Genomic DNA, 26,027 nt, shown 5'->3' on the forward strand with positions numbered 1-26,027 from the left:
TACAGACTACTGGGCGCTGGTCGTTTGCAGCTCGTGGTAGGCGGCCACAAGCACCGATTCGTCGGGAATGGCGAGAACGCGCGCGTGACCGAGGCCATCCAAAATGACAAACCGCAGCACACCACTTCGGCTCTTTTTATCTTTCTGCATGGTTGCCAGAAGCTGTGGCCACCGATCGACGGGGTAGTCCAACGGCAAACCGAGAAGGCTCAAGACCGAGCGATGCCGGGCCACAATCTCATCGCTAAGCCCGCCCACCATTTGGGAAAGCTCCGCGGCGAAAACCATTCCGATGGAAATCGCCACACCGTGTCGCCACAGGTAGCGCTCGGCGTGTTCGATGGCGTGGCCCAAGGTGTGGCCATAGTTGAGAACCTCGCGGGCACCCACATCGGTGAAGTCGTCACTGACCACGTCCGCTTTCACCTGGATGGCTCGAGTGATGAGCTCGCGCAGGACATCGGAGCCTGCGCGAATGGCCTCGTCGGGTTGGGCTTCAATCAGCTCCAAAATGGCGGGGTCTTTAATGAACCCACATTTGACCACTTCGGCGAGTCCCGCCCGAATGTCGTTTTCTGGCAGGGTTTCTAACCAATCAAGGTCCACCACAACGGCGTGTGGTGCGTGAAACGCTCCCACAAGATTCTTCCCCTCAGTGGTGTTGATTCCCGTTTTGCCGCCAATGGCGGCATCAACCATGCCCAACACCGTGGTGGGCACCTGCACAATGGGCACCCCGCGTAACCAGTTAGCGGCAATAAACCCCGCCAGGTCTGTCGTGGCCCCTCCCCCAAAACCAATAATCGCGTCGGTTCGGGAAAAGTCCAACTGACCGAGCAGGCCCCACACAAAGCTCGCCACCTCAATGCGTTTCGCCGATTCCCCTTCGGGAACCTCAGCCAATACGACTTCCTTTTGCGCCGAGAGCGCCTCGCGCAGTGCTTCTGCCCTGGCGTGCAGGATTGGAGGGTGAACGATCATGATTTTCTGGGCGTCGTGTGGCAACCATTCGGGAATCTGTTGCCGAACACCATGGCCGATGTGCACCTGGTAGGGGTTTACCCCTGCGCTCGTGACGTCAATCACGGTTGTGTCAGTCATTGGCACCTTCCAAATACTCGGCAATTTCCTCGGCAACCTCGTCGATGGGCCGGTGGGAGACATCGATTCGCCAGGTCGCGACCTCGTCGTACCAGCCCTTCCTACCGGCAACCAGTTCTTCCCACTGCGCCACCCCGCCCGAGAGTAAAGGTCTCTTGTCGTTGTGTAAACGCGGTGCGACCGCCTCGGCAGAAATCTCTAATAACACCACCGTGTGATCCGCAAGCGCTTCGCGAGTTCCCGCGGTGGTCACTGCGCCTCCGCCGAGAGAGAGGACGCCCGGCGCGTCAAGGAATTCCGCCACGACCTCCGCTTCCCTAGCCCGAAACCAATACTCACCCTGGTCGGCAAAAATCGCGGGAATAGGCCCGTACCGGGTTTTTAAGACCGTGTCGGTATCCACAAAAGGTTCGTTCAACCGCTTCGAGAGAACTTTGCCAATCTTGGTTTTCCCCGAAGCCGGTGGTCCCACCAAGACGACTCTGGGGTGACTACTACTCACCGTTCGAGCCAGGCGCCGTTTTCAGCGTTTCCGGGATGGACTCCACGTAGGAGGCAAGGTTGCGCTGAACTTCCCCCAACGAGTCGCCACCAAATTTTTCCAACACCGCCTGAGCGATCACCAATGCGACCATGGCTTCTGCGACCACGCCAGCAGCGGGTACTGCGCACACATCGGAGCGTTGATGGTGGGCCCCAGCGGCTTCACCGGATGTGGTGTCGATTGTTCGCAGCGCTTTGGGCACCGTGGCAATGGGTTTCATGCCCGCGCGCACTCGCAACACTTCACCGGTACTCATACCGCCCTCGATACCCCCAGAGTGGCCGGTCACGCGCTGGGCACCATCGGGGCCTGGAACGATCTCATCGTGAGCAAGTGAGCCGGGCACAGTGGTGGTGTGGAAGCCATCACCCACCTCAACGCCTTTGATCGCTTGAATCCCCATCAATGCTGCGGCGAGACGCCCGTCAAGGCGGCGATCCCACTGAACGTAGGAACCGAGACCTGGTGGCAGTCCGTACACCGCCACTTCGACAACACCGCCCAGGGTGTCACCAGATTTATGGGCCGCATCGACACGCTCCACCATCGCCTGAGACGTCTCTGGATGCGCACAGCGCATCGGATCCTCGTCAATTCGTGCCAATTCGGAAGCCAATGGCGGTGCCACATCACGCGGGACTTCCACCTGCTCGATGGCCACCGTGTGGCTGATGAGCTCTATACCGAGCGGTTTCAAAAACGCTGCCGCGATTGCCCCTAAGGCGACACGAGCCGCCGTTTCACGCGCACTGGCCCGCTCAAGAACTGGCCGGGCGTCGTCAAAGGCATACTTTTGCATCCCGGCAAGATCCGCGTGGCCGGGTCTGGGCCTGGTGAGTGCTCCCGCCCTCGCACCGGTCAATTCTTCAGGGTCTACCGGCCACGGGCTCATCACTTTTTCCCACTTCGGCCATTCCGTATTTCCAATACGCAGAGCGACGGGCCCGCCTTGGGTCACCCCGTGGCGAAGGCCGCCGGAGATCGACAGCGCGTCAGCTTCAAATTTCATTCGTGCGCCGCGGCCGTAGCCAAGCCGCCGCCTGGCCAAAGCCTGTTGGAGTGCGTCTTCGCTCACCTCAACTCCGGCGGGAAGCCCTTCGAGCAGGGCAACAAGTTCCGGTCCGTGCGATTCACCCGCAGTAAGCCATCGAAGCATGGACACTATTCTTCCACGGATGGCTGGGCGACATCCGCGCCGGGGGTAGGGCCAATCGCCTGCCACATCGCCTCAAGTACTTCGTTTTCGCGTTTCAGCCGCTCTTGGCTATCGCCCTGAATAAAGGCGCGCAACTGGCCGAGAGCTTGATAAACCAGCATCGACATGCCAGACACCACAGGGTGTGGCGATTCTTGCCATGCCGTAGCCAACCCACTGGGCCAAGGGTCGTAGGCAATATCGAAAAGTTTCGCGCTGTGGGCTTGGCGGGCGAGACCGGGCGCCTCGGGGGCCACCCCGCCTGGAAGTGTGGAAATCACCCAGTCAGCGGCCTCTGTGGGAAGGTCATCGAAGGTGGCTACGCTCAGCGAAAGACCCAAAGTCTCGCCTAAGACCCGGGTGATGCGGGCCCGCTCAGGGCTTCTCACCACCAAAGTGAGGTGCTCTGGTCGATCTTCGGCGAGAGCGAAAACTACAGCCCTGGCTGTTGCCCCGGCTCCTAAGAGCCAGACCTTCTGGTGTGCCGTTCCCCCACAATCTTGGAGAGTCCGCCAGGCCCCCCACCAGTCGGTGTTATCCAACCACCAGCCGTCTGCGTTTTTCACGGCCGTATTGGCCGCGTGCAAAAGATCAACCGGTCCGCGGTGATCAGCAACGTGACCCAAAATCACTTCTTTGAGTGGCATCGTCAAAGAAAGGCCACCGACTTCCGGAGCGAGGCTGGAAAAGTCTTGCGGGAATTGTTCCTCCGTCACCTCCTGGCGACGGTAGGTCCAATCGAGTCCCAACACACGGTAGGCAGCCTGGTGGAGCTCCGGCGAGCGACTGTGGCGTATGGGTGAGCCCCAGACTTCGAAGCGCAGATTACTCGCAGTAGACGGCATTGTCGGCATCATCGCACCACTCTCGAAGCAACGCCACGGCAGCGTTGTGTTCGGAGAGTGTGTCAGAAAACACTGTGGCTCCCGACTGCAGGTTCACAGTCACAAAGTACTTCCAGCTGCCCTCTGCGGGCTCCAACACGGCGTCCAAGGCAATGTCACCCGGTAACCCAATAGGACCCACCGGCAAACCGGTGTAGTAGTAGGTGTTGTAAGGGTTGTCAGCGTTCTCCCGTGCGGCGTCGGTGGTCCAGACGGTGCCGAAAGTGTTTTCCCAATAGGTCACGGTCGAGTCGAACTGAAGAGGCATTCCGTCTTCTAAACGGTTATCAATCACGGCCGCGACTTTGAAGAAATCTTCCGGCTCTTTGGCTTCTCGTTGCACAAGCGCCGCTTTCGTGAGCACTTCGTGGCGTTGATCTGGCTCCACACCTCGGTTGTCCAAGCGGCTGATCATCTCATCGACCATCTGTTGGATTAGCGCACTGGCACTGGTGCCCGGCTCAACCTCGTAGGTGGCGGGAAAAAGGTAACCCTCTAAAGGCTGAAGGTAGGTGTTATCCGCGGGAGGGTTAACACCGTACACACTGGGGTCGTCAATGGCCGCTTCAAGGTTTGCCAGAGGAATATCCGAATTTTCGGCGATGGTCTCTATCGCCTGAGTGACGGAGCGTCCCTCAGGAATGGTGATTCGATAAAGCAACCGATTATCGGAATCCTGGAGGGCCTCAATCGCTGCCGCCGCCGACATTTCGGCACGCAGACGGTACGTACCGGGCTGGAAGGTGATGCTGGTGTCTTCTAGGAGTAACTGGTAGACCGACTCAAAGGAGGCCGTCACGCCCTGATCAGCGAGCTTTCTGGCCACATCTTCGCCAATATCGCCCTGTTCCACGACGATGAGCACTTCCGTCATCGTCCCGTCACTGGCGTAATCAGGAATTTCCTCTTCACCGAGATAGGCGAGGACCCGCTCGCCATATTGGCTCCACGCCCACCACCCCGTCCCGGCGAGTCCTGCGATCACCACGAGGACGATGACGAGGATGAGGGCACCGGCACTCTTATTACCTTCACGGTGTTCCCGGCGGGAGCGTTGTTCGGGCTGCTCCTCGGGGGGGTCGGGCTGACCCGAACCACGCAGCAGAGCCTCAAACTCGTCGTCGCTCATGAACCACCCTCAGGTCTGCCGACCGCATCGTCCGGAGCCACGCTGCTGCCGGCTTCACTATCCAATGAATGTTGCAAAATGATAACAGCCGATGCTTGGTCAATCACACTCCGCTGATTTTTCGCGCTGTGGCCGCGACCACGAAGAACCGCACTCGCTTGAACAGTCGTCAGGCGCTCGTCCACCAGCCGAACGGGACAGTCCAGCTTTCCCGCCAGCTCTGCAGCAAAAGATTCCGCGTCCTCCGTTGACGCAGTGTGCGAACCTGAGAGGCTGATGGGTTTACCGACTACAACTTCAAGCGCCTCATATTCACCCGCGAGGGAGACCAGTCGGTTGAGGGCTTCCGCCCGAGGAGCGCTCTCTACCGGAACGGCAAGAATTCCTGCGGGATCCGAGCGGGCAATGCCCACCCGGGCTTTACCCACATCAACGCCGAGGCGCACGCCACGCCTGGGAGCGTGATCGTTCACAACTGGCGAAGGCTCGAGGCGAGTGTTTCTAGCGCCTTATCGAGACCCGCTGCGTCAGGGCCACCACCCTGGGCGAGTTGTGGTTTACCACCGCCACCACCGCCCACCACGGCGACCGATTCTTTGACCAGGTTTCCGGCGTGGACACCCTGGTCAACGGCGTCTGAGTTGGCGACGACCACGATGGTGGCGCGCCCTGCGATGTCAGCCCCTAAGGCGACAAGCTGAGCACCGGAGCCCAGACGTTGCAACACATTTTGAGCAACGTGTCGCAGGTCATCAGCACTGGCCACTTCGTCGGCCCTGCCGACAACGCCATTCACCGGGCCGTATGTGGTCGCGGTGGGAGCAAGCCGTTCGATGGCTCCCCCTAAACCTTTCTGGGTGAGGCTTTCGATGGTTTTTTCCATCTGCCTGACTTGATTGATGAGTTCATCAATTCGGGCGGGAATATCCGCCCGAGGAGCTTTGAGGGTCTGTTGCAGGCCGGCAACCAGTTCGCGTTCGCGACTGAACTCACTCAGTGCTTCCATACCCACCAGTGCCTCTACCCGACGTGCTCCTGCACTAATGGACGACTCGTGGACCAGGTTGATGACACCGATTTGGGCGGAAGACGCCACGTGGGTTCCCGCACACAGTTCTCTCGACCACGGGCCACCAATATCGACCATGCGCACGGTGTCACCGTATTTTTCGCCAAAGAGCGCCATTGCGCCAAGAGCTTTGGCTTCGTCAATGGGCAGCACCTTGGTGCTGACTTCCAGGTCGTCGTGAATCGCGCGGTTTGCGATTGCTTCGATTTCTAACTTCTGGTCTGCGGCAAGCCCTTGTGTCCACGAGAAATCAAGCCGCATGTATCCGGAGCGGTTGAGTGAACCCGCCTGCGTGGCATGGGGCCCCAGGGTGTCGCGCAGTGCAGCGTGAATGAGGTGCGTGGCGGAGTGGGCCTGGCGGGCGCGACGACGATTGGGCTCATCGACGAGAACTTCAACGCTTTGGCCCACCGCCAACTCACCCTGATCAACGTGCACCGTGTGAGAAATGAGGCCAGAGACGGGACGCTGGACATCAAGAACCGTGGCAACGACACCGGGGGCTTCCAGTGTGCCCTGGTCGGCAACCTGCCCACCCGACTCCGGATACAAAGTGGTTTCCGCGAGAATCACTTCGGCGGTGTCACCGGGACCCACTGAGCTCACCGCGATCCCGTCGCGGATGAGCCCCAACACACTCGACTCATTTCTGAGGTCGTCGTAACCCAAAAACACTGTTTCGCCGTGTTGGCGGAACTCCCGGTACACGGAAGTGTCGGCCACCTGTGAGCGCTTCTTCTTGGCGTCCTGTTTAGCGCGGTCTCGCTGCTCAGACATCAAACTGGCAAAGCGCTCCTGGTCCACACCGAGACCGGCCTCTTCAGCCATTTCCAGGGTTAAGTCGATGGGGAAGCCATACGTGTCGTGCAACACGAAAGCGGTGTCCCCATCGAGAGTGGCCTGGCCCGCATCGGTGGCTTTACTGACAGCCACATCGAGGATTGTCGTTCCCGCTTCTAGGGTGCCGAGGAACGATTCTTCCTCAGAAGTCGCCAGGGAAAGCGTTCTGGAAAATTCGCTCGCCACTTCAGGGTACGCAGGTGCCATGGCGTCTTTTGAGGCGCTGAAGAGCTCCGGGAAGCTCGCTTCCTTCACGCCCAGTAGCTGCATCGACCGAATGGAGCGACGCAGCAAGCGACGCAGGACGTAGCCGCGTTGGTCATTACTGGGTGCCACACCGTCGGTCATCAGCATCAGCGCACTGCGCACGTGGTCGGCCACAACCCGCATCCGCACGTCATCGACGGGGTCAGCGCCGTATTTTCGCCCGGAGAGCTCAGCAGCGCGGTCTAGTACCGGCCGCACTTGATCGATTTCGTACATGTTGGCGACACCCTGTTTGATGAACGCAACGCGTTCCATCCCCATCCCGGTGTCGATGTTTTTTTGGGGCAGCTCGCCCACCACATCAAAATCGACTTTGCTTCGCACATTGTCGATGGCGTACTGCATGAACACCAGGTTCCACAGCTCCAAGTAGCGGGTGTCATCCACTGCGGGTCCACCGTCGGGCCCAAATTCGCTCCCGCGGTCAAAATAGATTTCCGAACACGGCCCTGCAGGTCCTGCTTGACCGGTTGACCAATAGTTGTCTTCGCGACCCATCCTTTGAATTCGGGAGGTTGGTACGCCAGCGACTTTTTGCCACAGCTCGTAGGCTTCGTCGTCCTCTTCGTAGACGGTCACCCACAGGTCGGAGTCGCGAAACCCCAGACCGCCGTCAGCTTCGGAACTGGTGAGAAGCTCCCAGGCAAAACCGATGGCGCCCTCTTTGAAGTAGTCGCCAAAGGAGAAGTTGCCATTCATTTGGAAAAACGTGCCGTGACGCGTGGTTTTACCCACCTCTTCGATATCCAACGTCCGAATGCATTTTTGGACGCTGGTGGCGCGGTCAAACGGTGAAGGAACAACTCCCGTGAGGTAGGGAATAAAGGGAACCATCCCCGCCACGGTGAACATCAGTGTGGGGTCGTCGCTCACCAATGACGCTGAGGGAACAACGCTGTGACCGCGGTCACCAAAATAGGTCAACCAGCGGCGCTGAATCTCGGCGGTTTCCATTACCTCACCTGGTTAAGAACGACCGGGTTGACGAAAACCCTCAATCACGCCGTCGACGAACCCCTGCAAAGAGTGGTCGGTGCGGGCGAGAGCGACGCGGCCAGCCTCACTGCGGCCTGCCAGTAATACCAGCACTACTCCGGCAACAACGCCGAAGATGAAGCCTCCGAGAGCTCTCATGCCACACTCCTTGTCCGTTGGTCGCCACCGGCTGTGACGATGCCGGTGGACACACGACTACCTTGCGGCGTAATACTCCACAACCAACTGCACTTCACAGGTCACGGGAACCTCTTCACGCTTGGGGCGACGAAGAAGGGTGGCCTGAAGGGTCTCAATGGATACGTCGAGGTAGCCGGGCACAGGAGGCAACACGTCTTGGTGTGCACCTGCGGCGGCAACCTGGAAAGGATCCATCTCTTCCGAGCGGGGCTTGACGTGAATCATTTGACCTGGCTTCACCCGGAAAGAGGGGCGGTCCACAATCTGACCGTTGACCATGATGTGGCGGTGCACCACCAGCTGGCGGGCCTGTGCGGTGGAGCGTGCGAAACCGGCGCGCAGAACGAGAGCGTCTAGACGCATTTCCAACAGCTCGACAAGCGATTCACCGGTCAGACCGGGTGCTTTACGTGCCTCTTCGAAGACGCGACGAATCTGCGCTTCACGAATGCCGTACTGGGCGCGTAAGCGCTGCTTTTCGCGCAGACGAACAGCAAAGTCACTGTCGGTCTTGCGACGGGTGCGGCCGTGTTGGCCGGGAGCATAGGGGCGCTTTTCGAGGTGGCGCTGAGCTTTCGGGGTGAGCGGGATTCCCAGTGCGCGCGAGAGGCGCACCTTGCTACGGGTACGTGACGTAGTGGACACGGATTAATTTCTCCTTATTAGTGGCAACCAAGACTCAGTGACGTTTCCAGAGGGAAAGACTTCACTGCCTAGGCACCCGGCTAAAAAGTGCCATTCGGACTGAAGCTCCCAGCCGCTGGAGCTATCTCGACCGACCCATCATGCTAGCACGGGGTCGACTAAGAATCAGATTCCCCGGGCCCCTCGGCCTCTTCACCGTCAATGATCCCCCGAAGCACTCGATACCGAGAGTGCAATTCTGCTTCCAGTCCTCGAGTTGTGGGCTGGTAGTAACGCGCAGAGCGCAAGGTTTCCGGCAAGTAGTGCTGCCGTGCCACACCGCGCGGAGCGTCGTGACTGTAGAGGTAGCCCTGACCGTGTCCTAACCCACTCGCGCCCGGATAGTGGGCGTCTCGCAAATGCGGGGGCACAACACCTGCTTTCCCCTCGCGAATATCAGCGATGGCCTGGTTAATGCCGCGGTAGGCGGCATTCGACTTGGGGGCCAGGGCCAAATACACGGTCGCTTCTGCCAGCGGAATGCGCCCTTCTGGCATCCCGATGAAACTCACCGCGTCGGCAGCGGCCATTGCTACCACAAGCCCTTGCGGGTCTGCGAGACCAATATCCTCCGAGGCCAGAATGACCAAACGCCGAGCGATAAATCGGGGGTCCTCCCCCGCTTCCACCATGCGGGCGAGGTAATGCAGGGCCGCATCGGCGTCACTTCCACGGACTGATTTGATAAATGCCGAGACCACGTCGTAGTGCTGATCGCCGTCTCGGTCATAGGTCACCAGAGCCACATCGAGTGCGTGGGAAAGATCGTCCTCAGTAATTTCGACGGGTGCTGTTGACCCGCGTGACCCAGTATCGGTCGACCCAACATCCGCTGAGCCTTCCGCGCTCGCGATGCGCCCTAGTGCAACCGACGCCGCAGCCTCCAAAGCGGTGAGCGCCCTCCGGGCGTCCCCTCCCGAACGGGCGACCAAGGCATCGAGGACCCCTTCACCCAGCACAAATCGACTGTCTAAGCCTCTAGGGCTGGAAAGGGCCCTGGTCACCACTGTGGTCAACGCATCGTGATCAAGAGCCCGCAGTGTCAACAACACACTGCGGGAGAGCAGCGGCGAGACGACCGAAAACGACGGGTTTTCGGTCGTGGCCGCAATGAGCACCACGAGGCCGTTTTCGACACCCGGGAGTAGCGCATCTTGTTGGGCTTTGGAAAAGCGGTGTATTTCGTCGAGAAACAACACCGGTGGCGGGGAGCCCATATCAAGAGCCCGTCTCGCCCGATCCATTGCTTCTCGCACATCTTTCACACCCGCACTCACCGCGGAAAGTTCGAGAAATTCGCGTTCTGACGAGTGGGCGATGACTTTTGCCAACGTGGTTTTGCCGACACCGGCAGGGCCCCACAAGATCACCGACGTACCGGGTTGTCCTGAGGCCGAATCGGCCAGTGCCCGAAGCGGGGACCCCTCGACGAGGAGGTGGTCTTGGCCAAAAACATCGTCGAGACTTCGTGGCCGCATGGCGGCTGCGAGGGGTGCCTTGGAGGAAAACAACCCGGGCTGGCCTGACATGGCCCCATGCTAGTTGCCTGAGGCCATGTCGCCGGCAGGATGGTGCGGTCAGCGGTGCCCGCCGGGCCTACAATGAGGGAGGTTTTTGTTCGACTCCCGATAGGAAGGCCCCACGTGGCCAGTTCACGCCAAAAAGACGACCACAACCAGCGGTTGAAGCTCTACCGCGCCCATCAAATCGTCCACAACACGCAGGTGACCAGGCGCACACGTGACCAGTGGGCGGCCGGGTTAATCATGGTGGTGGCTGTCTCTGTTGCGTCTTTGGGCTATTGGGCGTGGGTTGCGGTGGGACCTGGAGCCACGGTGGTGGCCGAGGAATCTGAAGGTTTGGAGGGTGGCGTCGAGGACGCTGTGACCGACCTGCTGGGGGAAGAGCCCGTCATCAATGAGGACACGGTTCCTGACATTGCGCTCAGCGAATTTCGCAGCTGGGAGGCCCAAATGACCCTCGACGGGGTGGACCTCGAGCTGTCGCTGAATGGCTTCTTGGCACCCCAAGCTGTCGCCAATTTTCTGGAGCTCTCCCGCACCGGTTTCTACGAGGGTGTTTCCTGCCACCGTTTGACCACAGAGGGCATCTTCGTGTTGCAGTGTGGTGACCCTGAGGGAACCGGACAAGGTGGCCCCGGTTACACGTTTGGGCCCATCGAAAACGCGCCAGAAGACGACGTCTATGAAACCGGTAGCCTCGCAATGGCCAGGGTCGGCGGTGACGACACCAGTATGGGTAGCCAGTTCTTCATCGTCTACGACGACAGCACAATTCCCTCCGACGCCGCCGGAGGCTACACGTTGTTTGGTTCCGTCACTTCGGGTTTGACCGAGCTAGTCGACGAGGTCATCGAGCAGGGCACCGTGGACGGCCTTCCAGATGGTTCCCCGGTGGCACCCGCCGAAATATCGAATATCACAATCCGATAAGTCTCTGGCTTGTGGCGCTCGCCAAGTAGAAGGCGGTGTGTAGGCTAATCGGCGCCGACACATTTGGCGCGGAAAGCATGGAGGACATGGTCGAAACCACACACCCTTGGGGTCGTGTCACAGAAAAGGGCACCGTTGAGGTGCGCATTGGTGACGATTGGCACGCCGTGGGCTCCTATCCAGACGGAACACCTGAAGAGGCGATGGCCATCTTTGAGCGAAAGTTCGCGGACCTCGAATCTCAGGTGAAGCTGGCCGAAGATCGCCACAAGGCCGGGGCGCCCGCAAAAGATATCCAAAAAAGTGTCACAGCGCTGCGCAAATCATTGGAAACGCCCGGTGCTGTGGGTGACCTGGAATCGTTGAAGTCCCGTGTGGAAACTCTTGCGGAGGCTCTCGGCGAACTCGCGGCACAGCAAAACAAAGAGCGCGAAAAGGCTGTGGCTGTAGCGGTTGAAGAACGTGAAAAAATTGTCTCCGAGATTGAGAAGCTTGCTGACGGTGACCTCAGTCAGGTGCGCTGGAAAGAAACCACCGCAGCCGTTGACGCGTTGTTTGAGTCGTGGAAAACCCAGCAGCAAGAGGGCCCCAAGCTTCCCAAAGCCACCGCAGATGCGTTGTGGAAGCGCTTTAGAAATGCCCGCCACACTCTTGACCGAGCGCGTCGCGCCCACTTCCAAGCCCGCGACAAAGTCGTGAAAGAAGCAAAGGGAGCCAAGCGTGAACTCATTGAGCGCGCCCAGGCATTAGCGGAGAAAGGGGCCGCAGGTATCCCGGCATATCGCGACCTTCTTGAAGCGTGGAAAAAAGCCCCCCGGGCGAACCGCGCCGTTGAGGACCAACTGTGGAGTCAGTTCAAAGCCGCTGGAGATGTGCTTTATCAGGCAAAAACTGCCGAAGCTGCGGCCGAAGATGAAGCCAACAAGGAAAATGGGGAGCAAAAAGCTGCCCTCATTGAAGAGTTTTCTGACATTTTGACCCTCACCGACCACCGTCAGGCTCTCGAGCGGATTCGACTCTTTCACGAGCGCTCGCGCAAAATTGGTCCCGTCCCGAGGGCACAGGTGAAAGTGCTGGATGGGAAAGTGGCGGCTTTCGATAAACACGTCAAGAAGCTGGAAGCAGACCACTGGGACAAATCGAACCCAGAAAAACAGGCGCGCAGCGAAAGCTTTTTGTCGCAAATCGATCAAGACATTGAACGCTTGCAGGAGAAGAAGTCTGCCGCCGACGCAGCCGGTAACACGCAAGAGGCAGAGCGGATCCAAGCTGAGCTGGACACCAAACTGGCGTGGCGCAATGTCCTCACCGACGCGTAGTACAAATCTCTCCACAGATTCACCCTCCGTCGGCTGAAACCCCGATGCGGTCGCCATAATCCGGCGATGCACCCCACACCGACCCTCAGCGACACCGAACGCCACGCCCTCCACCTCGACGGTGACGGCTGGCGCATCCAAAGCATTTACACCGATCGGCGCGAACCGCCACTGTATGAGGAGCGGGCAGCGCTCGTGGCCGAGCGACTCCCCCAATGGGCTGTCGCGGCTGGGCAGACTGCTGGCTGGGTCTGGACGGGGCTCGGTAAACCAGAACCCTGGGCAGTGTTGTGTGCGACCACTCCAGCACTTTCTCCCATTGCCCGCACACAATGGAGACCTCGCGCGAAGCGACTAGAGCGCTTCACGCTAGTAAGCGTGAGAGGCCTCAGGCTTCTCGGACGAATGGACTGCGCAGCAGACCTGTTAAGCCACCAGGGTGAAGACGAAGTAGCTGCCGCACAGCTTTATTCGTTGGTCACCAAGACTGAACTGCACTCAGTGGTGGAGCAAGTGAGAGATAGTTTGAGCAAACCCGCCAGGGACCGCGCGAGGCGCAGGGCCGCCCAAGTGAGCCAATGGTGGCGCGATCACCCCGTCGTGACGCGATAAACGTCATAGACGGCGTCAATGCGCCGAACCGAGTTCAGCACACGCTCCAGATGGCTGACATCACCCATTTCAAACACGAAACGGCTGATAGCCAACCGTTCGTCGGAGGTGTGCACTGTGGCGGAGAGGATGTTCACGTGGTGTTCGGTCAACACTCGAGTCACATCCGAGAGTAGACCGGGCCGATCCAGGGCTTCGATTTGAATCTGGACGAGGAAGACAGCCCCTTTTGTCCCAGCCCACTCGACCTCAATCATCCGTTCGGGACTGTCCATCAGGCTGGCAATATTTGTGCAGTCACTGCGGTGCACGCTGACACCGGTTCCCCGGGTGACGAAGCCATGAATTTCATCACCGGGAACGGGAGTGCAACATTTGGCGAGTTTGACCAAAATGTCTGGCGCACCTCGGACCAATACACCCGATTCGCTGGTCCTCGTGGGGAGCCTGGTGGGTGCCGGTGAACTGGACTCGTAGTCTTCATCACCGGACGAATTGTCATCGGCAATCGCGAGCAGTTTCTCGATGACCGACTGGGTGGACACCCGGCCTTCTCCCACCGCCTGATAGAGCGCTTCGACCCCGTCAAGGTGCAGCTGGCTGCCCAACGTGGCTAACGCTTCACTAGACATTAATCGTTTCATCGGAAGGTTTTGCTTGCGCATTGCGCGCACAATGGCTTCTTTTCCTTGCTCAATGGCCTCGTCGCGACGTTCCTTTGTGAACCACTGGCGAATCTTTGACCGTGCTCGATGCGAACTGACGAAGTTCAACCAGTCTTGGCTGGGCCCAGCATCAGGATTCTTAGCAGTAAACACCTCTACGGTGTCGCCGCTGCCCAATTCTGTGTCCAAGGGGACGAGCCGGCCGTTGACCCTGGAGCCCATCGTGCGGTGACCGACTTCGGTGTGCACGGCGTAAGCAAAATCAACCGGTGTCGCCCCGGCAGGCAGACCTATGACCTTCCCTTTCGGGGTGAACACGTACACCTCTTTCGCGCCAATTTCATAGCGAAGAGTGTCCAGGAATTCTTCGGGGTCTTTTGCCTCCTCCTGCCAATCGGACAGGTGGGCAAGCCACACCATTTCGGTTTGTTGGGTGCTGGGTTGGGCATCATCAGCATCCCGCCGTTGGCGTTCACGGTCTTTGGTGTCTCGACTGCCCTCTTTGTACTTCCAGTGGGCCGCAACACCGTATTCGGCACGCTGGTGCATATCGTGGGTGCGAATCTGGATTTCCACCGGCCGACCTTCAGGGCCAAACACTGTCGTGTGTAACGACTGGTAGAGGTTGAACTTTGGTGTGGCGATGTAATCCTTAAAACGCCCCGACATGGGGTTCCACCTGGCGTGCACAGCCCCCAGCGCCGCATAACAGTCGCGAATACTGCCGACCACAATACGGATACCGGTCAGGTCGTGGATATCGGAGAAATCGCGACCGCGTCGAATCATCTTTTGATAGATCGAATAAAACTCTTTCGGGCGGCCCTTAATGTCCCCTTTGACCTTTGCTTGGCGTAAGTCCGCGCGCACCTGTTCGATGACGTTTTCGACAAACGCTTCCCGCTCGGGGCTGCGATCACGCACCAGAGATTCGATTTCGACGTAGAGCTTGGGGTGCAATACGGCAAAGGACAGGTCTTCAAGCTCGGCTTTGATGGTTTGAATACCCATGCGGTGGGCAAGAGGAGAATAAATTTCGAGTGTTTCCTTCGCCTTGCGGGCAGCTGATTCGGGGTCCACAAAACCCCAGGTGCGCGCATTGTGAAGACGATCAGCAAGTTTGACGACCAACACACGAATGTCCTTAGACATCGCGACAATCATTTTGCGAACAGTTTCCGCTTGGGCCGCATCGCCGTATTTCACTCGATCGAGTTTGGTGACCCCGTCAACCAGCATGGCCACCTCGTCACCAAATTCTCCGCGGAGTGTCTCCAGTGCATAACCCGTGTCTTCCACCGTGTCGTGGAGCAATGCAGCAGCAATCGTTTTGGGGCCCAACCCGAGGTCAGCCAGAATCTGGGACACCGCTAACGGGTGGGTGATGTAGGGCTCGCCACTGTGGCGCGTTTGGCCTTGGTGGGCGAGGGCAGCAACACGATAGGCGCGTTCAATCAGTCCGATGTCAGCACGCGGGTGGGTGCGTTTAATGGTACGAAGCAGGGTGTCGAGACCCTCGGTGGGTTGGGTTTTTGAAAACAGGCGCGGCAGAAATTGACGAAACGCCTGAAACTGGTTGGTTTGGGTTTCGACAGCCACGGGTCACCTCCGTCTCGCTCTCCACCAACAGTTTAGGAGCGTTCCCGCTCCGAGCGCCTGAATGGGGGCTTTCGGCGGTGTGCTACTAGCGGACAGCTCCAGAGCTGGTCTTTTGGACGACTTCTTTGCGCCGACCCTGCTTTCTGGCTTCCGGTTCGTTCTCGCGCAGGTGCACATACATCGGCGCAGCAATAAAAATTGTCGAGTAGGTCCCGGCCAGGATGCCAATAAACAAGGCCAGGGCGATATCTCTCAGCGTCCCCGCGCCCAAGAGCACAGAACCGATGAACAAAATGGCACCGACGGGGAGCACGGCGACCACCGAGGTATTGATTGAGCGCACGAGCGTTTGGTTAACCGCCAGGTTGACTGAATCAGCGAATGTCCTTGTGGACTCCTCGCCGTCCTCTGCGGTGTTTTCCCGCACTTTGTCGAAGACGACGACGGTGTCATAAAGCGAATAGCCCAAGATTGTGAGGAAGCCGATGACTGCCGCTGGGGTGATTTCAAAGCCCAGAACGCCATACACGCCCGCGGTGATCACCAGGTCGTGAATCAACGCGGTCATCGCCGCCAACGACATTTTCCAAGTTCGGAAATACAAAGCCATCACAGCACTCACGAGGACAAGGAAGACCACCAGAGCCCTCAGGGCCTGTGTGGTGATGTCTTGTCCCCACGTTGCACCAATAAAGGATGAGGTGACTTCGCTGACCGGCACGTTGTAGGCCTCAGCCAGTTCGACACGAATCAATTCTGTGTCCTCGGTGGTGAGCTGCTCTGTCTGCACTCTGACCGAATCCCCACCCACAATCGACACACGGGGGTTCGAGCCCACACCCACAACCTCGTTAACCGTGTCTATGGCGACGGATTCCACTACTTGGACAGGCTCGGATACTCGAAATTCAGACCCGCCCCGGAATTCGATTCCGAAGACGAAGCCACCTCGGAGGGTCGTAATCAGGATGGCGAGGAGGACCACTCCGGCGCCGATCAAGTACCAGAGCATTCTGCGACCGACAAAGTCAAACGACTTCTCACCGGTGTACAGACCGTTTCCAAAACGCGTGAGCATCGACATTATTTGAGCCTCCCTGCGCCACGGTCTGCTGCTTCTGCTTCTGCGGCTTTGCGCTCGGCAATGGTTTGGCGGCGTTTGGCTTCACCACGACTACGCTCTCTCGCCGTCTTATCCACGGCAACAGGTTCCCTAAACCGTGCACGGCCGCGATAGACCGCGCCCAATGCTTGCGGGTCAAGCCCGGAAAGGGGGTGCCCACTGGCGAAGAACTTGGTTCGACCCAACAGTTGCATCAGCGGGTGAGTAAACAGTGCGACGATGATGAGGTCGACGATCGTTGTGACCCCGAGCGTGAACGCGAAACCTCTCACGTTTCCCACCGCCAAAAGGTACAGAGTCACCGCAGCAATGAAGCTCACCGCATCTGAGGCGAGAATGGTCCTAAACGCACGCTTCCAGGCTGCCTGAATCGCGGATTCGAGCATCCGACCATCACGCAGTTCATCTCGAATCCGCTCAAAAAAGACGATAAACGAATCCGCGGTAATACCAATCGCCACAATCAGCCCGGCGACACCCGCCAAAGACAATCGGTAGCCCTGGGCGTTAGACAGATAAGTGATGACGAAGTAGGACAGGATGAACGCGGTCGACAGCGAGAAGACGGTGACGAGTCCCAGGAGTCTGTACTGGAACAGCGAATAGATGACCACAAGAATCAATCCGATGAGGCCAGCGATAAGCCCGCTCTGAAGCTGCGACACTCCCAGTGTGGCCGAAATGGTTTCCGAGGACTGCACTTGGAAGCCAATCGGCAACGCACCGAACTTCAGCTGGTCAGCCAGAACCGCTGCGGATTCCTGAGTGAAGGATCCGGAAATTTGTGGGTTGCCGTCGGTAATCGCCGCGAGGGTGCGCGGCGCGGAAATCACTCGACCGTCGAGAACAATGGCGAACTGGTTTTGAACACCCGGCAGGGTGATGAGTCGCTCTGTTACCTGGCGGAAGCCGGTAGTCCCTTCGGCATCGAACTCAATAAAGACGCCCCACTCGTTGGTGGGTGCTCCGTTTGGACCGGGGACAAGGCCTGACGACGCATCGGCAATGGATTCTCCGCCGACTTCGACCGGGCCCAAAATGAAGCGCTCGAAGCCATCTTGAGAACAGGTGACTAGCGGAAGAGTGGGGTCAGCCACATTGGCGCCGCTGGTGTCAAGCTCGAAACAGTTGATTGACTGGTATTCCGCGTCAATTTCCGGAGTAATCCACGCCAGGTCGCTAGCGCTCGTGGGCTCTACCCGCTCTTGGTCGTCAACCTCGGGAACCTCGACGGGTTCCACCGGCTCGGTACTTGCCGCACCGGTGATCAACACCGGCCTAAATTCGAGTTTCGCCGACGAGCGAATTCGCTCCAGCGTTGCTTGGTCGGGTTCTCCCGGGATACCCACGACAATGTTCTCGCCACCTTGGGTGGTGACTTCAGCCTCGGCAACACCACTGGAGTCGACCCTCTGTCGAATAATCGACACGGCTTGGTTGAGTTGCTCTTCACTCACACTTTGGCCTTCAGCCAGGCGTGGTTCCAAAATGATTTGCGTCCCACCCTGAAGATCGAGGGCCAACTTTGGCACCCAGGACCCTGCGGAACCGAACACGGCAAGCGCATTTCCTCCCACAAGCAGGGCGAAAATAACAACGAGCCAAATAAGGGATCGCACCGCTTGGCGCGCAACGCTTCTCTTGGCCATCAGGGATTCAGTGTGTGAGGGGTTCGGGGTTTAGGAATCAGGGATTGAGGGATCTGGGGGTTAGGAATCGCGCGACTCGCGGCCGGCATCATCCGAGGAGGCCTCAGTGGCACTATCGGCGGATTCTGTCTCGAGCTCTGGCTCGTCGTGGATCACTTTGGTGAGCACCTGGCGGTGGACACGGAGGACCGTTCCCGAACCGGCGTCAATGGTGGCGACATTGGTGTCATCGTCGATGGACATGACTGTGGCGAACAGGCCAAAGGAGGTCATCACTTCGGCTCCGGGGACCAGGTTGTCTTGAAGCTCCTGTTGGGCTTGCCGCTGCTTGCGGGAGTTTCTGAACATAAAGAAAATGAGCAACCCAAGGGCTGCGATCATAAACAGACTAAAAGGATCCACGACGCTCCACCTCTTCCACGACACAGTGCCCGACGTCGCGGGCACCCCTGTAACTATAGGTCATTGAGACCCGGCGCATCACGCCCCAGGTGAGCCCAGGCCATCGGGGTCGCCATTCGCCCCCGAGGTGAGCGCACTATGAAGCCTTGGCGCACAAGAAACGGCTCGACGACCGACTCAATCGTTTCGGCCTCTTCCCCCACAGACACCGACAGTGTTCCCAGTCCCACTGGCCCCCCGCCAAAACGGCCGATAAGAATTTCTAGAACTTGACGGTCTAAACGATCTAAACCCCAGTCATCTACGTCGTAGAGCTCAAGCGCCGCCTGCGCATTGCTGAGGGTCGCGTGACCGCCGTGAACCAGCGAATAGTCCCGCACCCTTCGAAGTAGTCGGTTAGCAATACGGGGTGTTCCCCTCGAGCGCTTCGCAATTTCTGAAAGCGCCTGTTCGTCGGCGTCAATATTGAGAACTCGCGATGACCGTCGCACCACCGCCTGCAGTTCATCGGGGCTGTAAAACTCAAGATTTGCCGTGAATCCGAAACGATCCCTCAGGGGGTTTGGCAGTAGGCCGGAGCGTGTAGTGGCACCAACCAGTGTGAACGGTGCGAGCTCAAGAGGAACCGTGGTGGCTCCGGGGCCTTTACCCACCATGATGTCAATGCGGAAATCTTCCATTGCCAGGTAAAGCATTTCTTCCGCGGGTCTGGCCATCCGGTGTATTTCGTCGATAAACAGCACTTCGCCGGGGGTGAGTGCGGAGAGGACGGCGGCGAGATCGCCGGCGTGCTGAATGGCAGGGCCGCTCGACATCCGAAGGGGTGAGCGTGATTCTTCGGCGACAATCATCGCCAGCGTGGTCTTACCTAACCCGGGAGGTCCCGCCAACAAAATGTGGTCCGGAGTCCGGTTTTCAAGGCTCGCTGCGCTCAGCAGCAGCGTCAATTGGCTACGGACTTTTTCTTGCCCGATGAATTCCTCAAGCCGCGATGGCCGAAGGGCACCCTCGAACTGCAGTTCCTGATCGGACTGCGCAGCGGGGTCGACTATGTCACCACTCAACGGTTACCCTCACGGCTTGTCTGGGGCCCCAGAAGCTGAAGTGCTCTGCGCACAAGGTCGGAAACACTTGGGGTTTCCCCCTCGCCCAGGCTCTCCAACATGTCCGACACTCCCTTTTTGGCTACACGCTCCGACCAGCCCAAACCGACCAGTGCTTGGACAATAGCGGCCTGATCCGCTCCAGACACGGATGTGTCCACAGCTCCTTTGCCGGCGCCTACCGGTGGTGCGGTCAGCTTGCCGTGAAGGGTTAGCACGATTAACTTCGCTGTCTTTGGACCGATTCCGCTCACTTGGCGAAAAGTGGCGTCATCTTCACTGGCGATGGCGGAGGCGATTTCCTCTGCGGTGTAGTGCTGCAGTACACCCAGCGCAGACTTCGGCCCCACTCCCCCGACACTTCGCAACTGGTCAAACAGGTCGCGCTCCTCAGCAAGTGCAAAACCAGTAAGGCTCATATCGTCTTCGCGCACGATCATGGAGGTGTGCAGGAGAGTGTCCTCGCCAGCACGCAACACGCTGGCTGTGCGCTCTGGCACAGAAACGCTCAAGCCGACACCGTGGATATCAATCACCACGCGGCTACCGTCAACAAGCGCCACCACACCACGAAGCTGCGAAATCACGCTCTTAGCCTAGGTTGGTGCGCTGACCAAGAGCCTCGCGCCACGCGCGTTGAGCTGGCGTCTGTGTGCTGGACACCGGGGAAGCAGAGGCCCCACGGCCTTGAACTCCCGGCACCCGACCCCGCCAGGCTTCGGTAATGGCCAGTGCGAGGGCGTCGGCGGCATCGGCGGGTTTAGGAATCTCGTCCAGGCTCAAAATATTTTTCACCATGGTTTGAACCTGTGCTTTTTTTGCACCGCCGTAGCCGGTGACGGCGGCCTTCACTTCGCTTGGTGTGCGGTGGCTTACCGGGATGCCACGTTCGGCGGCGAGAGCAATCACGATGCCACTGACTTGGGCCGTGCCCATCACCGTGCGGACATTGTGTTGAGCAAAGACGCGCTCGAGGGCAAGAACATCGGGCTTGTGCAGGTCGAGCAGTTGCGCGACCCCTCGTTGGAGATGCAGGAGCCGTTCGGTGATGTCCCACTCGGGGGGCGTGCGAAGCACGTCCACAGCAATCATGCTCAGAGATGACCCGTGAGGGTTATCGACCACGCCGACGCCGAGCCTGGTGATTCCAGGGTCGACACCGAGTATGCGTGGCACGGGTTACTCGTCTAGTGCGGAAAGCAGCTCGGGTGAGAGTTCCATGTTGGTGAACACGTTTTGGACGTCGTCGGATTCCTCGAGTGCGTCAATCAGTGAGAAGACCTTCTTGGCTACTTCCAGTTCGGGGGTAATCGTCACCGAAGCCACGAACTCTGCTTCAGCCTGCTCGTAGTCGATTCCCGCCGCCTGTATTGCTTTTCGGTTTTCCACCAAGTCGGACGGGTCAGTAATGACGTCGAAACCTTCACCGCGGTCGATGACTTCCTCTGCGCCCGAGTCCAAAACGGCAGCCAGGACATCGTCTTCCGAGAGTCCGTCGGTTTTCGCGACCGCGATTACCCCTTTGCGGGCAAAGTTGTAGGCGACGCTTCCCGGGTCACCCATGGTGCCGCCGTTTCGACTCATGATGGTGCGAACTTCAGCGGCGGCGCGATTTTTGTTGTCAGTCAAACATTCGATGAGCATGGCGACACCGCTCGGCCCGTAACCTTCGTACATGATCGTTTGGTAGTCGACGGATTCACCGCTCAGGCCAGCCCCACGCTTCACGGCGCGATCAATGTTGTCGTTGGGTACTGACGACTTTTTTGCTTTTTGGATCGCATCGGCCAGGGTGGGGTTGCCGGCTGGGTCGGCGCCGCCAATTTTGGCCGCCACCTCAATGTTTTTGATGAGTTTGGCGAAAGATTTCGCACGCTTCGCGTCGATGACGGCTTTCTTGTGCTTCGTCGTTGCCCACTTAGAGTGTCCTGACATCACGCTCTCCCCACTGAACTCACCTGATACAACCCAACGGTGCGACCCGCCCTTGTTGGCACACTGTGACGACACACTGTGCCTCAGAGGCGCTGCCTCGCCGGGCTCCCACCGTGTCCGCGCCGCACTAGGCGCTAACTGCTGGGACCTAGGCCAGTGTAGTCGGGAGGTCTCCAGGCAGGGGCGGATAGTTGCCAGCGCGTTTCACAAACGCTTCGTGCAGGCGGCTATCACCGCTCACTTCCGGATGGAAAGCCAGCGCCATGCACTGGGAGTCGTCTACCGCCACCACTCGACCATCCTCGAGTGACGCAAGCACCTGAACCCCGGGGCCGACCCGGGTGACCACCGGAGCGCGGATGAAGGACACATCCATCGGCTCGCCGGCCACCCCTTTGACGCTCAGCCGGGTGTCAAATGATTCCCGTTGAGCACCAAAGGCGTTGCGCTGGACACTGATGTCTAAGCCGCCCAGTGTTTCCTGACCGTCGATACCGTCGACGAGATCTTTCGCGAGCATGATCATTCCGGCGCAGGTGCCCAGTACGGGAAGCCCCTCATCAATTGCCCCCCGAAGGGGCTCGACGAGGTCAAACAGTCTGGTGAGCTTGTCCATCACACTGGACTCGCCGCCGGGAATCACAAGGCCTTGTAGCCCCGCTAAGTCCCGCACACCGCGGACCTCGACAACGGTCGCGCCGAGGGATTCCAGCATGCGCCGGTGCTCAAACACATCGCCCTGAAGGGCGAGAATGCCAATTGCCGGGCTACTACCACCCACGCTCTGCCAGGCGGTGTGGTGCGGGAAGGTCGTTCACGTTGATCCCCACCATGGCATCACCCAGCTGGCGGGACACATTGGCGATGACGGAGGGGTCGTGGAACTGGGCGGTTGCTTGCACAATCGCTTTCGCCCGCTTCGCCGGGTCACCAGATTTGAAGATGCCGGAGCCGACAAACACGCCATCTGCGCCCAACTGCATCATCATGGCCGCGTCTGCGGGGGTCGCCATTCCACCAGCGGTAAACAACACCACAGGCAGTGAACCGGTTCGCGCCACTTCGACCACCAGGTCGTAGGGGGCTTGGAGCTCTTTGGCGGCGACGTAAAGCTCGTCGGGGGTTTTGGACTTGAGGTGGTTGATTTCACCCAAAATGGTACGGATGTGTTTGGTCGCCTCGGAGACATCGCCGGTGCCTGCTTCGCCTTTGGAGCGAATCATCGCGGCACCTTCGTTGATCCGGCGCAGGGCTTCACCCAGGTTGGTCGCGCCACACACGAAAGGAACCGTGTAACCCCATTTGTCGATGTGGTTGACGTAGTCCGCGGGGCTGAGGACTTCCGATTCGTCGATGTAGTCCACACCGAGCTCTTGGAGGATTTGGGCTTCAACGAAGTGCCCGATTCGGGCTTTCGCCATCACCGGGATCGATACCGAGTTGATGATTTCGTCGATCAGGTCCGGGTCGGACATCCTCGCGACGCCACCTTCGGCACGGATGTCTGCGGGGACTCGCTCCAGGGCCATTACGGCTACGGCACCGGCATCTTCGGCGATTTTTGCCTGCTCCGGTGTGACGACGTCCATGATGACGCCACCTTTAAGCATGTCGGCCAGACCACGCTTGACGCGTGCACTTCCGGTCTGATTGCCCTGTTCACTCATGTGTTCCTCCTTGGCCCACGCTAGGCCATGATTCTATTTTGTTTCAGACTGTGACCATGCTGTACGCAGCTGGTCGCGGATATCTCCCAGCAGCTGTGGCATGGCTTTGGTTTTGGCGATGATGGGGAAAAAGTTGGAATCTTGACCCCACCGCGGCACCACGTGCTGGTGGAGATGCTCTTCAATGCCCGCACCGGCGATGCGACCTTGGTTCATTCCGATGTTAAACCCGTGGGCTCCAGCCACCTCGCGAAGCAGCACCATGGCGTGTTGGGTGAGTGCGGCAATTTCGGCCGTTTCGGCCTCACTGGCTTCGTCGTATTGGGCGATGTGTCGGTAAGGACAAATCAATAGGTGGCCGGGGTTGTAGGGAAAAAGGTTCAACACGACGTAGTTGTGAGTGCCTTCAAACACCACGAGGCTTTCGTCTTCAGGAAGCTCGGTGGCGACACAAAAGACGCACTCGCCCGGCTTTTTCCCCTCATTGCCGTGGATGTATCCGATGCGGTGGGGTACCCAGAGGCGCTGAAAACTATCGGGGGCGCCAGGCACTTCCCACGCATCGCGTAAGACGGCGTCTGGTTGGTCCTCAGTCATCGGAGCGCTCCGCAATGGCTTTTTGGATGTGGGCGATGGCTTCATCGATGGGCACACCATTGTTTTGGGAGCCGTCCCTAAAGCGGAAACTCACCGCACCCGCGCTGCGGTCGTCTTCACCGGCGATCAGCAGGTAGGGCACTTTTTGTTTCGTGTGGGTGCGAATCTTCTTCTGCATCCGCTCATCCGAATCGTCTATTTCGGCGCGAATACCCAAGGCCCGCATCCGGTCGATGACCTCGGTCAAGTAGGGAGCAAATTCTTCTGCAACGGGAATGCCCACCACTTGGACAGGGGCAAGCCAGGCGGGGAACGCACCCGCATAGTGTTCGGTCAGCACACCAAAGAAACGCTCAATGGAGCCAAAGAGGGCACGGTGGAGCATAATCGGGCGCTGCCTGGACCCATCGGCCGACTGGTATTCCAAATCGAAGCGCTCCGGCAACATGAAATCCAGTTGAATGGTGGACATTTGCCAGGTCCGACCGATCGCATCGCGGGCTTGCACCGAGATCTTGGGGCCGTAAAACGCGGCCCCACCGGGGTCTGGCACCAACTCGAGGCCGGAGCCTTCAGCGACCCTCTGCAAAATCTCAGTCGCCTCTGTCCAAATCTCGTCGCCTCCGACAAATTTGTCCGAATCATCCCGGGTGGACAGCTCGAGGTAAAAGTCATTCAGGCCGTAGTCGGCCAGCAGACCCAACACGAAGTCCAAGACCCCTTGGAGTTCTGTTTCGAGATCTTCCCTGGTGGTGAAGATGTGCGCGTCATCTTGGGTCATCCCCCTCACTCGGGTGAGGCCGTGAACGACACCAGATTTTTCGTATCGGTAAACCGAACCAAATTCGAACATTCGAAGGGGAAGTTCGCGGTAGGAGCGCTGCCGGGAGCGGAAAATGAGAATGTGGAAGGGGCAGTTCATCGGCTTCAGGTAGTAGTCCACCCCTGCCCGAGTGATTTCCCCGGCGTCGTTTCGCACCTCGTCGATCTGCATCGGCGGGAACATGCCCTCTTTGTACCAAGACAGGTGACCGCTAGTTTCGAACAGTTCCTGTTTGGAAATGTGCGGTGAGTTCACAAACTCGTAGCCGGCTTCTTCGTGGCGCCGCCTCGAGTAGTTCTCCATTTCCCGGCGGATAACTCCGCCCTTGGGGTGGAACACCGGCAGGCCTGAACCGATTTCTTCCGGGAAGCTAAACAGGTCGAGCTCTTGACCGAGAATCCTGTGGTCGCGGCGTTTTGCTTCTTCTAAGCGGTCCAAATATTCCCGCATTTGGTCTTTAGTCGGCCACGCTGTGCCATAGATACGCTGCAGTTGGGGGTTGTGTTCACTGCCTCGCCAATAGGCCGCCGCGACGCGCGTCAGTGAAAACCCGTTAGAAATGAGCTTCGTGTGGGGCAGGTGCGGACCTCGACACAGGTCACTCCACACGGTGTCACCAGATTTGGCATCCACGTTGTCATACATGGTGAGCTCACCGGCCCCCACCTCAACGGATTCGTTGTCACCACCCTGGGACGCTTCCGATTTCAGACCAATGAGTTCCAGTTTGTAGGGCTCTGATGCCAGCTCAGCCTTCGCTTCATCGTCGGTGACAACCCGGCGGTGAAACCGCTGCGACTGGTTGACGATTTTCTGCATCGTCTTTTCCAAGGTTTTCAACTCATCGGGAGTAAACGGCTCCTCCACGTCGAAGTCGTAGTAGAAACCGTCGGTAATGGGAGGCCCAATACCGAGTTTTGCTTCCGGCCTGATCTGTTGAACCGCTTGCGCCAACACGTGTGCGGTGGAGTGTCGAAGAATGTCGAGGCCGTCTGGTGAATCAATCTCGACCGGTTCCACAGTGCTGCCGGGAGTCACCGTGGAGTGCAGGTCTCGTAATTCCCCGTCTACCCGGATGGCGACCACTGAAGGGTCAGCAAAAAGTGCATTCCCAGTGGTTTCCTGGTCGACAACAACAGCGCGGGAGGCTTGTGGGGAAGTGTTCACGACACCCAAACTTTCTTTAAAGAG

At 58.8% G+C, this 26,027-nt stretch carries 25 protein-coding genes; 3 read left to right on the plus strand and 22 right to left on the minus strand.

The window, feature by feature from the left end:
- Positions 1-6: 6 nt before the first annotated feature.
- The 10 genes from aroB to C3B54_RS05510 form a co-directional block, all read right to left on the minus strand.
- A complete protein-coding gene (gene aroB / locus C3B54_RS05470) occupies positions 7-1,101 on the minus strand; it encodes a 3-dehydroquinate synthase (RefSeq protein WP_104913604.1) in 1,095 nt (364 codons plus the stop codon).
- A complete protein-coding gene (locus tag C3B54_RS05475) occupies positions 1,094-1,603 on the minus strand; it encodes a shikimate kinase (RefSeq protein ID WP_104913605.1) in 510 nt (169 codons plus the stop codon). The genes aroB and C3B54_RS05475 overlap by 8 nt, the downstream gene beginning before the upstream one ends.
- Positions 1,596-2,801, minus strand: a complete 1,206-nt coding sequence (aroC, locus tag C3B54_RS05480; RefSeq protein ID WP_104914287.1) for a chorismate synthase — start codon at positions 2,799-2,801, stop codon at positions 1,596-1,598. Before aroC ends, C3B54_RS05475 begins: the two co-directional genes overlap by 8 nt.
- Before the next feature lie 5 nt (positions 2,802-2,806).
- Positions 2,807-3,697 carry a shikimate dehydrogenase family protein gene (locus C3B54_RS05485; protein WP_104913606.1) on the minus strand — a complete coding sequence of 297 codons (891 nt, stop codon included), beginning with the start codon at positions 3,695-3,697 and terminating at the stop codon, positions 2,807-2,809.
- Positions 3,666-4,853, minus strand: a complete 1,188-nt coding sequence (gene mltG, locus C3B54_RS05490) for an endolytic transglycosylase MltG (RefSeq protein WP_104913607.1) — start codon at positions 4,851-4,853, stop codon at positions 3,666-3,668. Before mltG ends, C3B54_RS05485 begins: the two co-directional genes overlap by 32 nt.
- Positions 4,850-5,326: a Holliday junction resolvase RuvX gene (ruvX, locus tag C3B54_RS05495; RefSeq protein ID WP_104913608.1), complete on the minus strand. Its 477-nt coding sequence runs from the start codon at positions 5,324-5,326 to the stop codon at positions 4,850-4,852. The genes mltG and ruvX overlap by 4 nt, the downstream gene beginning before the upstream one ends.
- A complete protein-coding gene (alaS, locus tag C3B54_RS05500) occupies positions 5,323-7,983 on the minus strand; it encodes an alanine--tRNA ligase (RefSeq protein WP_104913609.1) in 2,661 nt (886 codons plus the stop codon). Before alaS ends, ruvX begins: the two co-directional genes overlap by 4 nt.
- Positions 7,984-7,995: 12 nt before the next feature.
- Positions 7,996-8,163 carry a hypothetical protein gene (locus C3B54_RS08765; RefSeq protein ID WP_158665552.1) on the minus strand — a complete coding sequence of 56 codons (168 nt, stop codon included), beginning with the start codon at positions 8,161-8,163 and terminating at the stop codon, positions 7,996-7,998.
- Between the two features lie 57 nt (positions 8,164-8,220).
- Positions 8,221-8,850, minus strand: a complete 630-nt coding sequence (gene rpsD, locus C3B54_RS05505; protein WP_104913610.1) for a 30S ribosomal protein S4 — start codon at positions 8,848-8,850, stop codon at positions 8,221-8,223.
- A 158-nt stretch (positions 8,851-9,008) separates the two neighbouring features.
- Positions 9,009-10,418: a replication-associated recombination protein A gene (locus C3B54_RS05510; protein ID WP_104913611.1), complete on the minus strand. Its 1,410-nt coding sequence runs from the start codon at positions 10,416-10,418 to the stop codon at positions 9,009-9,011.
- A gap of 114 nt (positions 10,419-10,532) precedes the next feature.
- On the opposite strand from C3B54_RS05510, the gene C3B54_RS05515 reads away from it, so the two are divergent.
- The 3 genes from C3B54_RS05515 to C3B54_RS05525 all read left to right on the plus strand — a co-directional run bounded on the left by C3B54_RS05515 (position 10,533) and on the right by C3B54_RS05525 (position 13,273).
- Positions 10,533-11,342 carry a peptidylprolyl isomerase gene (locus tag C3B54_RS05515; RefSeq protein ID WP_245867814.1) on the plus strand — a complete coding sequence of 270 codons (810 nt, stop codon included), beginning with the start codon at positions 10,533-10,535 and terminating at the stop codon, positions 11,340-11,342.
- Between the two features lie 86 nt (positions 11,343-11,428).
- Positions 11,429-12,661, plus strand: a complete 1,233-nt coding sequence (locus C3B54_RS05520) for a DUF349 domain-containing protein (RefSeq protein WP_158665553.1) — start codon at positions 11,429-11,431, stop codon at positions 12,659-12,661.
- 66 nt (positions 12,662-12,727) lie between these two features.
- The gene (locus C3B54_RS05525) at positions 12,728-13,273 is read left to right on the plus strand and encodes a hypothetical protein (protein ID WP_104913613.1); all 546 of its coding nucleotides are present in this window, start codon (positions 12,728-12,730) and stop codon (positions 13,271-13,273) included.
- Here the strand turns inward: C3B54_RS05525 and C3B54_RS05530 are convergent.
- The 12 genes from C3B54_RS05530 to thrS all read right to left on the minus strand — a co-directional run bounded on the left by C3B54_RS05530 (position 13,252) and on the right by thrS (position 26,003).
- Entirely contained in the window at positions 13,252-15,537 is a 2,286-nt protein-coding gene (locus C3B54_RS05530; protein WP_104913614.1) for a RelA/SpoT family protein, read from the minus strand. The genes C3B54_RS05525 and C3B54_RS05530 overlap by 22 nt on opposite strands.
- Before the next feature lie 85 nt (positions 15,538-15,622).
- Positions 15,623-16,621: a protein translocase subunit SecF gene (secF, locus tag C3B54_RS05535; RefSeq protein ID WP_104913615.1), complete on the minus strand. Its 999-nt coding sequence runs from the start codon at positions 16,619-16,621 to the stop codon at positions 15,623-15,625.
- Positions 16,621-18,309 (minus strand): protein translocase subunit SecD, encoded by a 1,689-nt coding sequence (secD, locus tag C3B54_RS05540; RefSeq protein WP_104913616.1) that lies wholly within the window; start codon positions 18,307-18,309, stop codon positions 16,621-16,623. The genes secF and secD overlap by 1 nt, the downstream gene beginning before the upstream one ends.
- A gap of 60 nt (positions 18,310-18,369) precedes the next feature.
- A complete protein-coding gene (gene yajC / locus C3B54_RS05545) occupies positions 18,370-18,690 on the minus strand; it encodes a preprotein translocase subunit YajC (RefSeq protein ID WP_104913617.1) in 321 nt (106 codons plus the stop codon).
- A 74-nt stretch (positions 18,691-18,764) separates the two neighbouring features.
- A complete protein-coding gene (gene ruvB / locus C3B54_RS05550) occupies positions 18,765-19,775 on the minus strand; it encodes a Holliday junction branch migration DNA helicase RuvB (RefSeq protein WP_104913618.1) in 1,011 nt (336 codons plus the stop codon).
- Entirely contained in the window at positions 19,772-20,401 is a 630-nt protein-coding gene (gene ruvA / locus C3B54_RS05555; RefSeq protein WP_104913619.1) for a Holliday junction branch migration protein RuvA, read from the minus strand. Before ruvA ends, ruvB begins: the two co-directional genes overlap by 4 nt.
- A 4-nt stretch (positions 20,402-20,405) precedes the next feature.
- Positions 20,406-20,990, minus strand: a complete 585-nt coding sequence (gene ruvC / locus C3B54_RS05560; protein ID WP_245867816.1) for a crossover junction endodeoxyribonuclease RuvC — start codon at positions 20,988-20,990, stop codon at positions 20,406-20,408.
- 3 nt (positions 20,991-20,993) lie between these two features.
- Positions 20,994-21,749 carry a YebC/PmpR family DNA-binding transcriptional regulator gene (locus C3B54_RS05565; protein ID WP_104913620.1) on the minus strand — a complete coding sequence of 252 codons (756 nt, stop codon included), beginning with the start codon at positions 21,747-21,749 and terminating at the stop codon, positions 20,994-20,996.
- 148 nt (positions 21,750-21,897) lie between these two features.
- Positions 21,898-22,530: a pyridoxal 5'-phosphate synthase glutaminase subunit PdxT gene (pdxT, locus tag C3B54_RS05570; RefSeq protein ID WP_104913621.1), complete on the minus strand. Its 633-nt coding sequence runs from the start codon at positions 22,528-22,530 to the stop codon at positions 21,898-21,900.
- Positions 22,520-23,416 carry a pyridoxal 5'-phosphate synthase lyase subunit PdxS gene (pdxS, locus tag C3B54_RS05575; protein ID WP_104913622.1) on the minus strand — a complete coding sequence of 299 codons (897 nt, stop codon included), beginning with the start codon at positions 23,414-23,416 and terminating at the stop codon, positions 22,520-22,522. Before pdxS ends, pdxT begins: the two co-directional genes overlap by 11 nt.
- Positions 23,417-23,449: 33 nt before the next feature.
- Positions 23,450-24,013, minus strand: a complete 564-nt coding sequence (locus C3B54_RS05580) for an HIT family protein (protein ID WP_104913623.1) — start codon at positions 24,011-24,013, stop codon at positions 23,450-23,452.
- Positions 24,006-26,003, minus strand: coding sequence for a threonine--tRNA ligase (gene thrS / locus C3B54_RS05585; RefSeq protein WP_158665554.1), 1,998 nt, complete (start codon positions 26,001-26,003; stop codon positions 24,006-24,008). The genes C3B54_RS05580 and thrS overlap by 8 nt, the downstream gene beginning before the upstream one ends.
- Between the last annotated feature and the right edge of the window lie 24 nt (positions 26,004-26,027).

This window comes from Pontimonas salivibrio, assembly GCF_002950575.1.
Classification (GTDB): domain Bacteria; phylum Actinomycetota; class Actinomycetes; order Actinomycetales; family Microbacteriaceae; genus Pontimonas; species Pontimonas salivibrio.

Excerpts from the sequence above, each read along its gene's own strand:
- C3B54_RS05565 (WP_104913620.1), bottom strand. The coding sequence starts at position 21,749 with ATGTCAGGACACTCTAAGTGGGCAACGACGAAGCACAAGAAAGCCGTC.
- secF (WP_104913615.1), bottom strand. The coding sequence starts at position 16,621 with ATGTCGATGCTCACGCGTTTTGGAAACGGTCTGTACACCGGTGAGAAG.
- mltG (WP_104913607.1), bottom strand. The coding sequence starts at position 4,853 with ATGAGCGACGACGAGTTTGAGGCTCTGCTGCGTGGTTCGGGTCAGCCC.
- aroC (WP_104914287.1), bottom strand. The coding sequence starts at position 2,801 with ATGCTTCGATGGCTTACTGCGGGTGAATCGCACGGACCGGAACTTGTT.
- alaS (WP_104913609.1), bottom strand. The coding sequence starts at position 7,983 with ATGGAAACCGCCGAGATTCAGCGCCGCTGGTTGACCTATTTTGGTGAC.
- yajC (WP_104913617.1), bottom strand. The coding sequence starts at position 18,690 with ATGATCGCAGCCCTTGGGTTGCTCATTTTCTTTATGTTCAGAAACTCC.
- C3B54_RS05580 (WP_104913623.1), bottom strand. The coding sequence starts at position 24,013 with ATGACTGAGGACCAACCAGACGCCGTCTTACGCGATGCGTGGGAAGTG.
- C3B54_RS05510 (WP_104913611.1), bottom strand. The coding sequence starts at position 10,418 with ATGTCAGGCCAGCCCGGGTTGTTTTCCTCCAAGGCACCCCTCGCAGCC.
- C3B54_RS08765 (WP_158665552.1), bottom strand. The coding sequence starts at position 8,163 with ATGAGAGCTCTCGGAGGCTTCATCTTCGGCGTTGTTGCCGGAGTAGTG.
- secD (WP_104913616.1), bottom strand. The coding sequence starts at position 18,309 with ATGGCCAAGAGAAGCGTTGCGCGCCAAGCGGTGCGATCCCTTATTTGG.
- pdxS (WP_104913622.1), bottom strand. The coding sequence starts at position 23,416 with ATGAGTGAACAGGGCAATCAGACCGGAAGTGCACGCGTCAAGCGTGGT.
- aroB (WP_104913604.1), bottom strand. The coding sequence starts at position 1,101 with ATGACTGACACAACCGTGATTGACGTCACGAGCGCAGGGGTAAACCCC.
- C3B54_RS05520 (WP_158665553.1), top strand. The coding sequence starts at position 11,429 with ATGGTCGAAACCACACACCCTTGGGGTCGTGTCACAGAAAAGGGCACC.
- C3B54_RS05525 (WP_104913613.1), top strand. The coding sequence starts at position 12,728 with ATGCACCCCACACCGACCCTCAGCGACACCGAACGCCACGCCCTCCAC.
- C3B54_RS05485 (WP_104913606.1), bottom strand. The coding sequence starts at position 3,697 with ATGATGCCGACAATGCCGTCTACTGCGAGTAATCTGCGCTTCGAAGTC.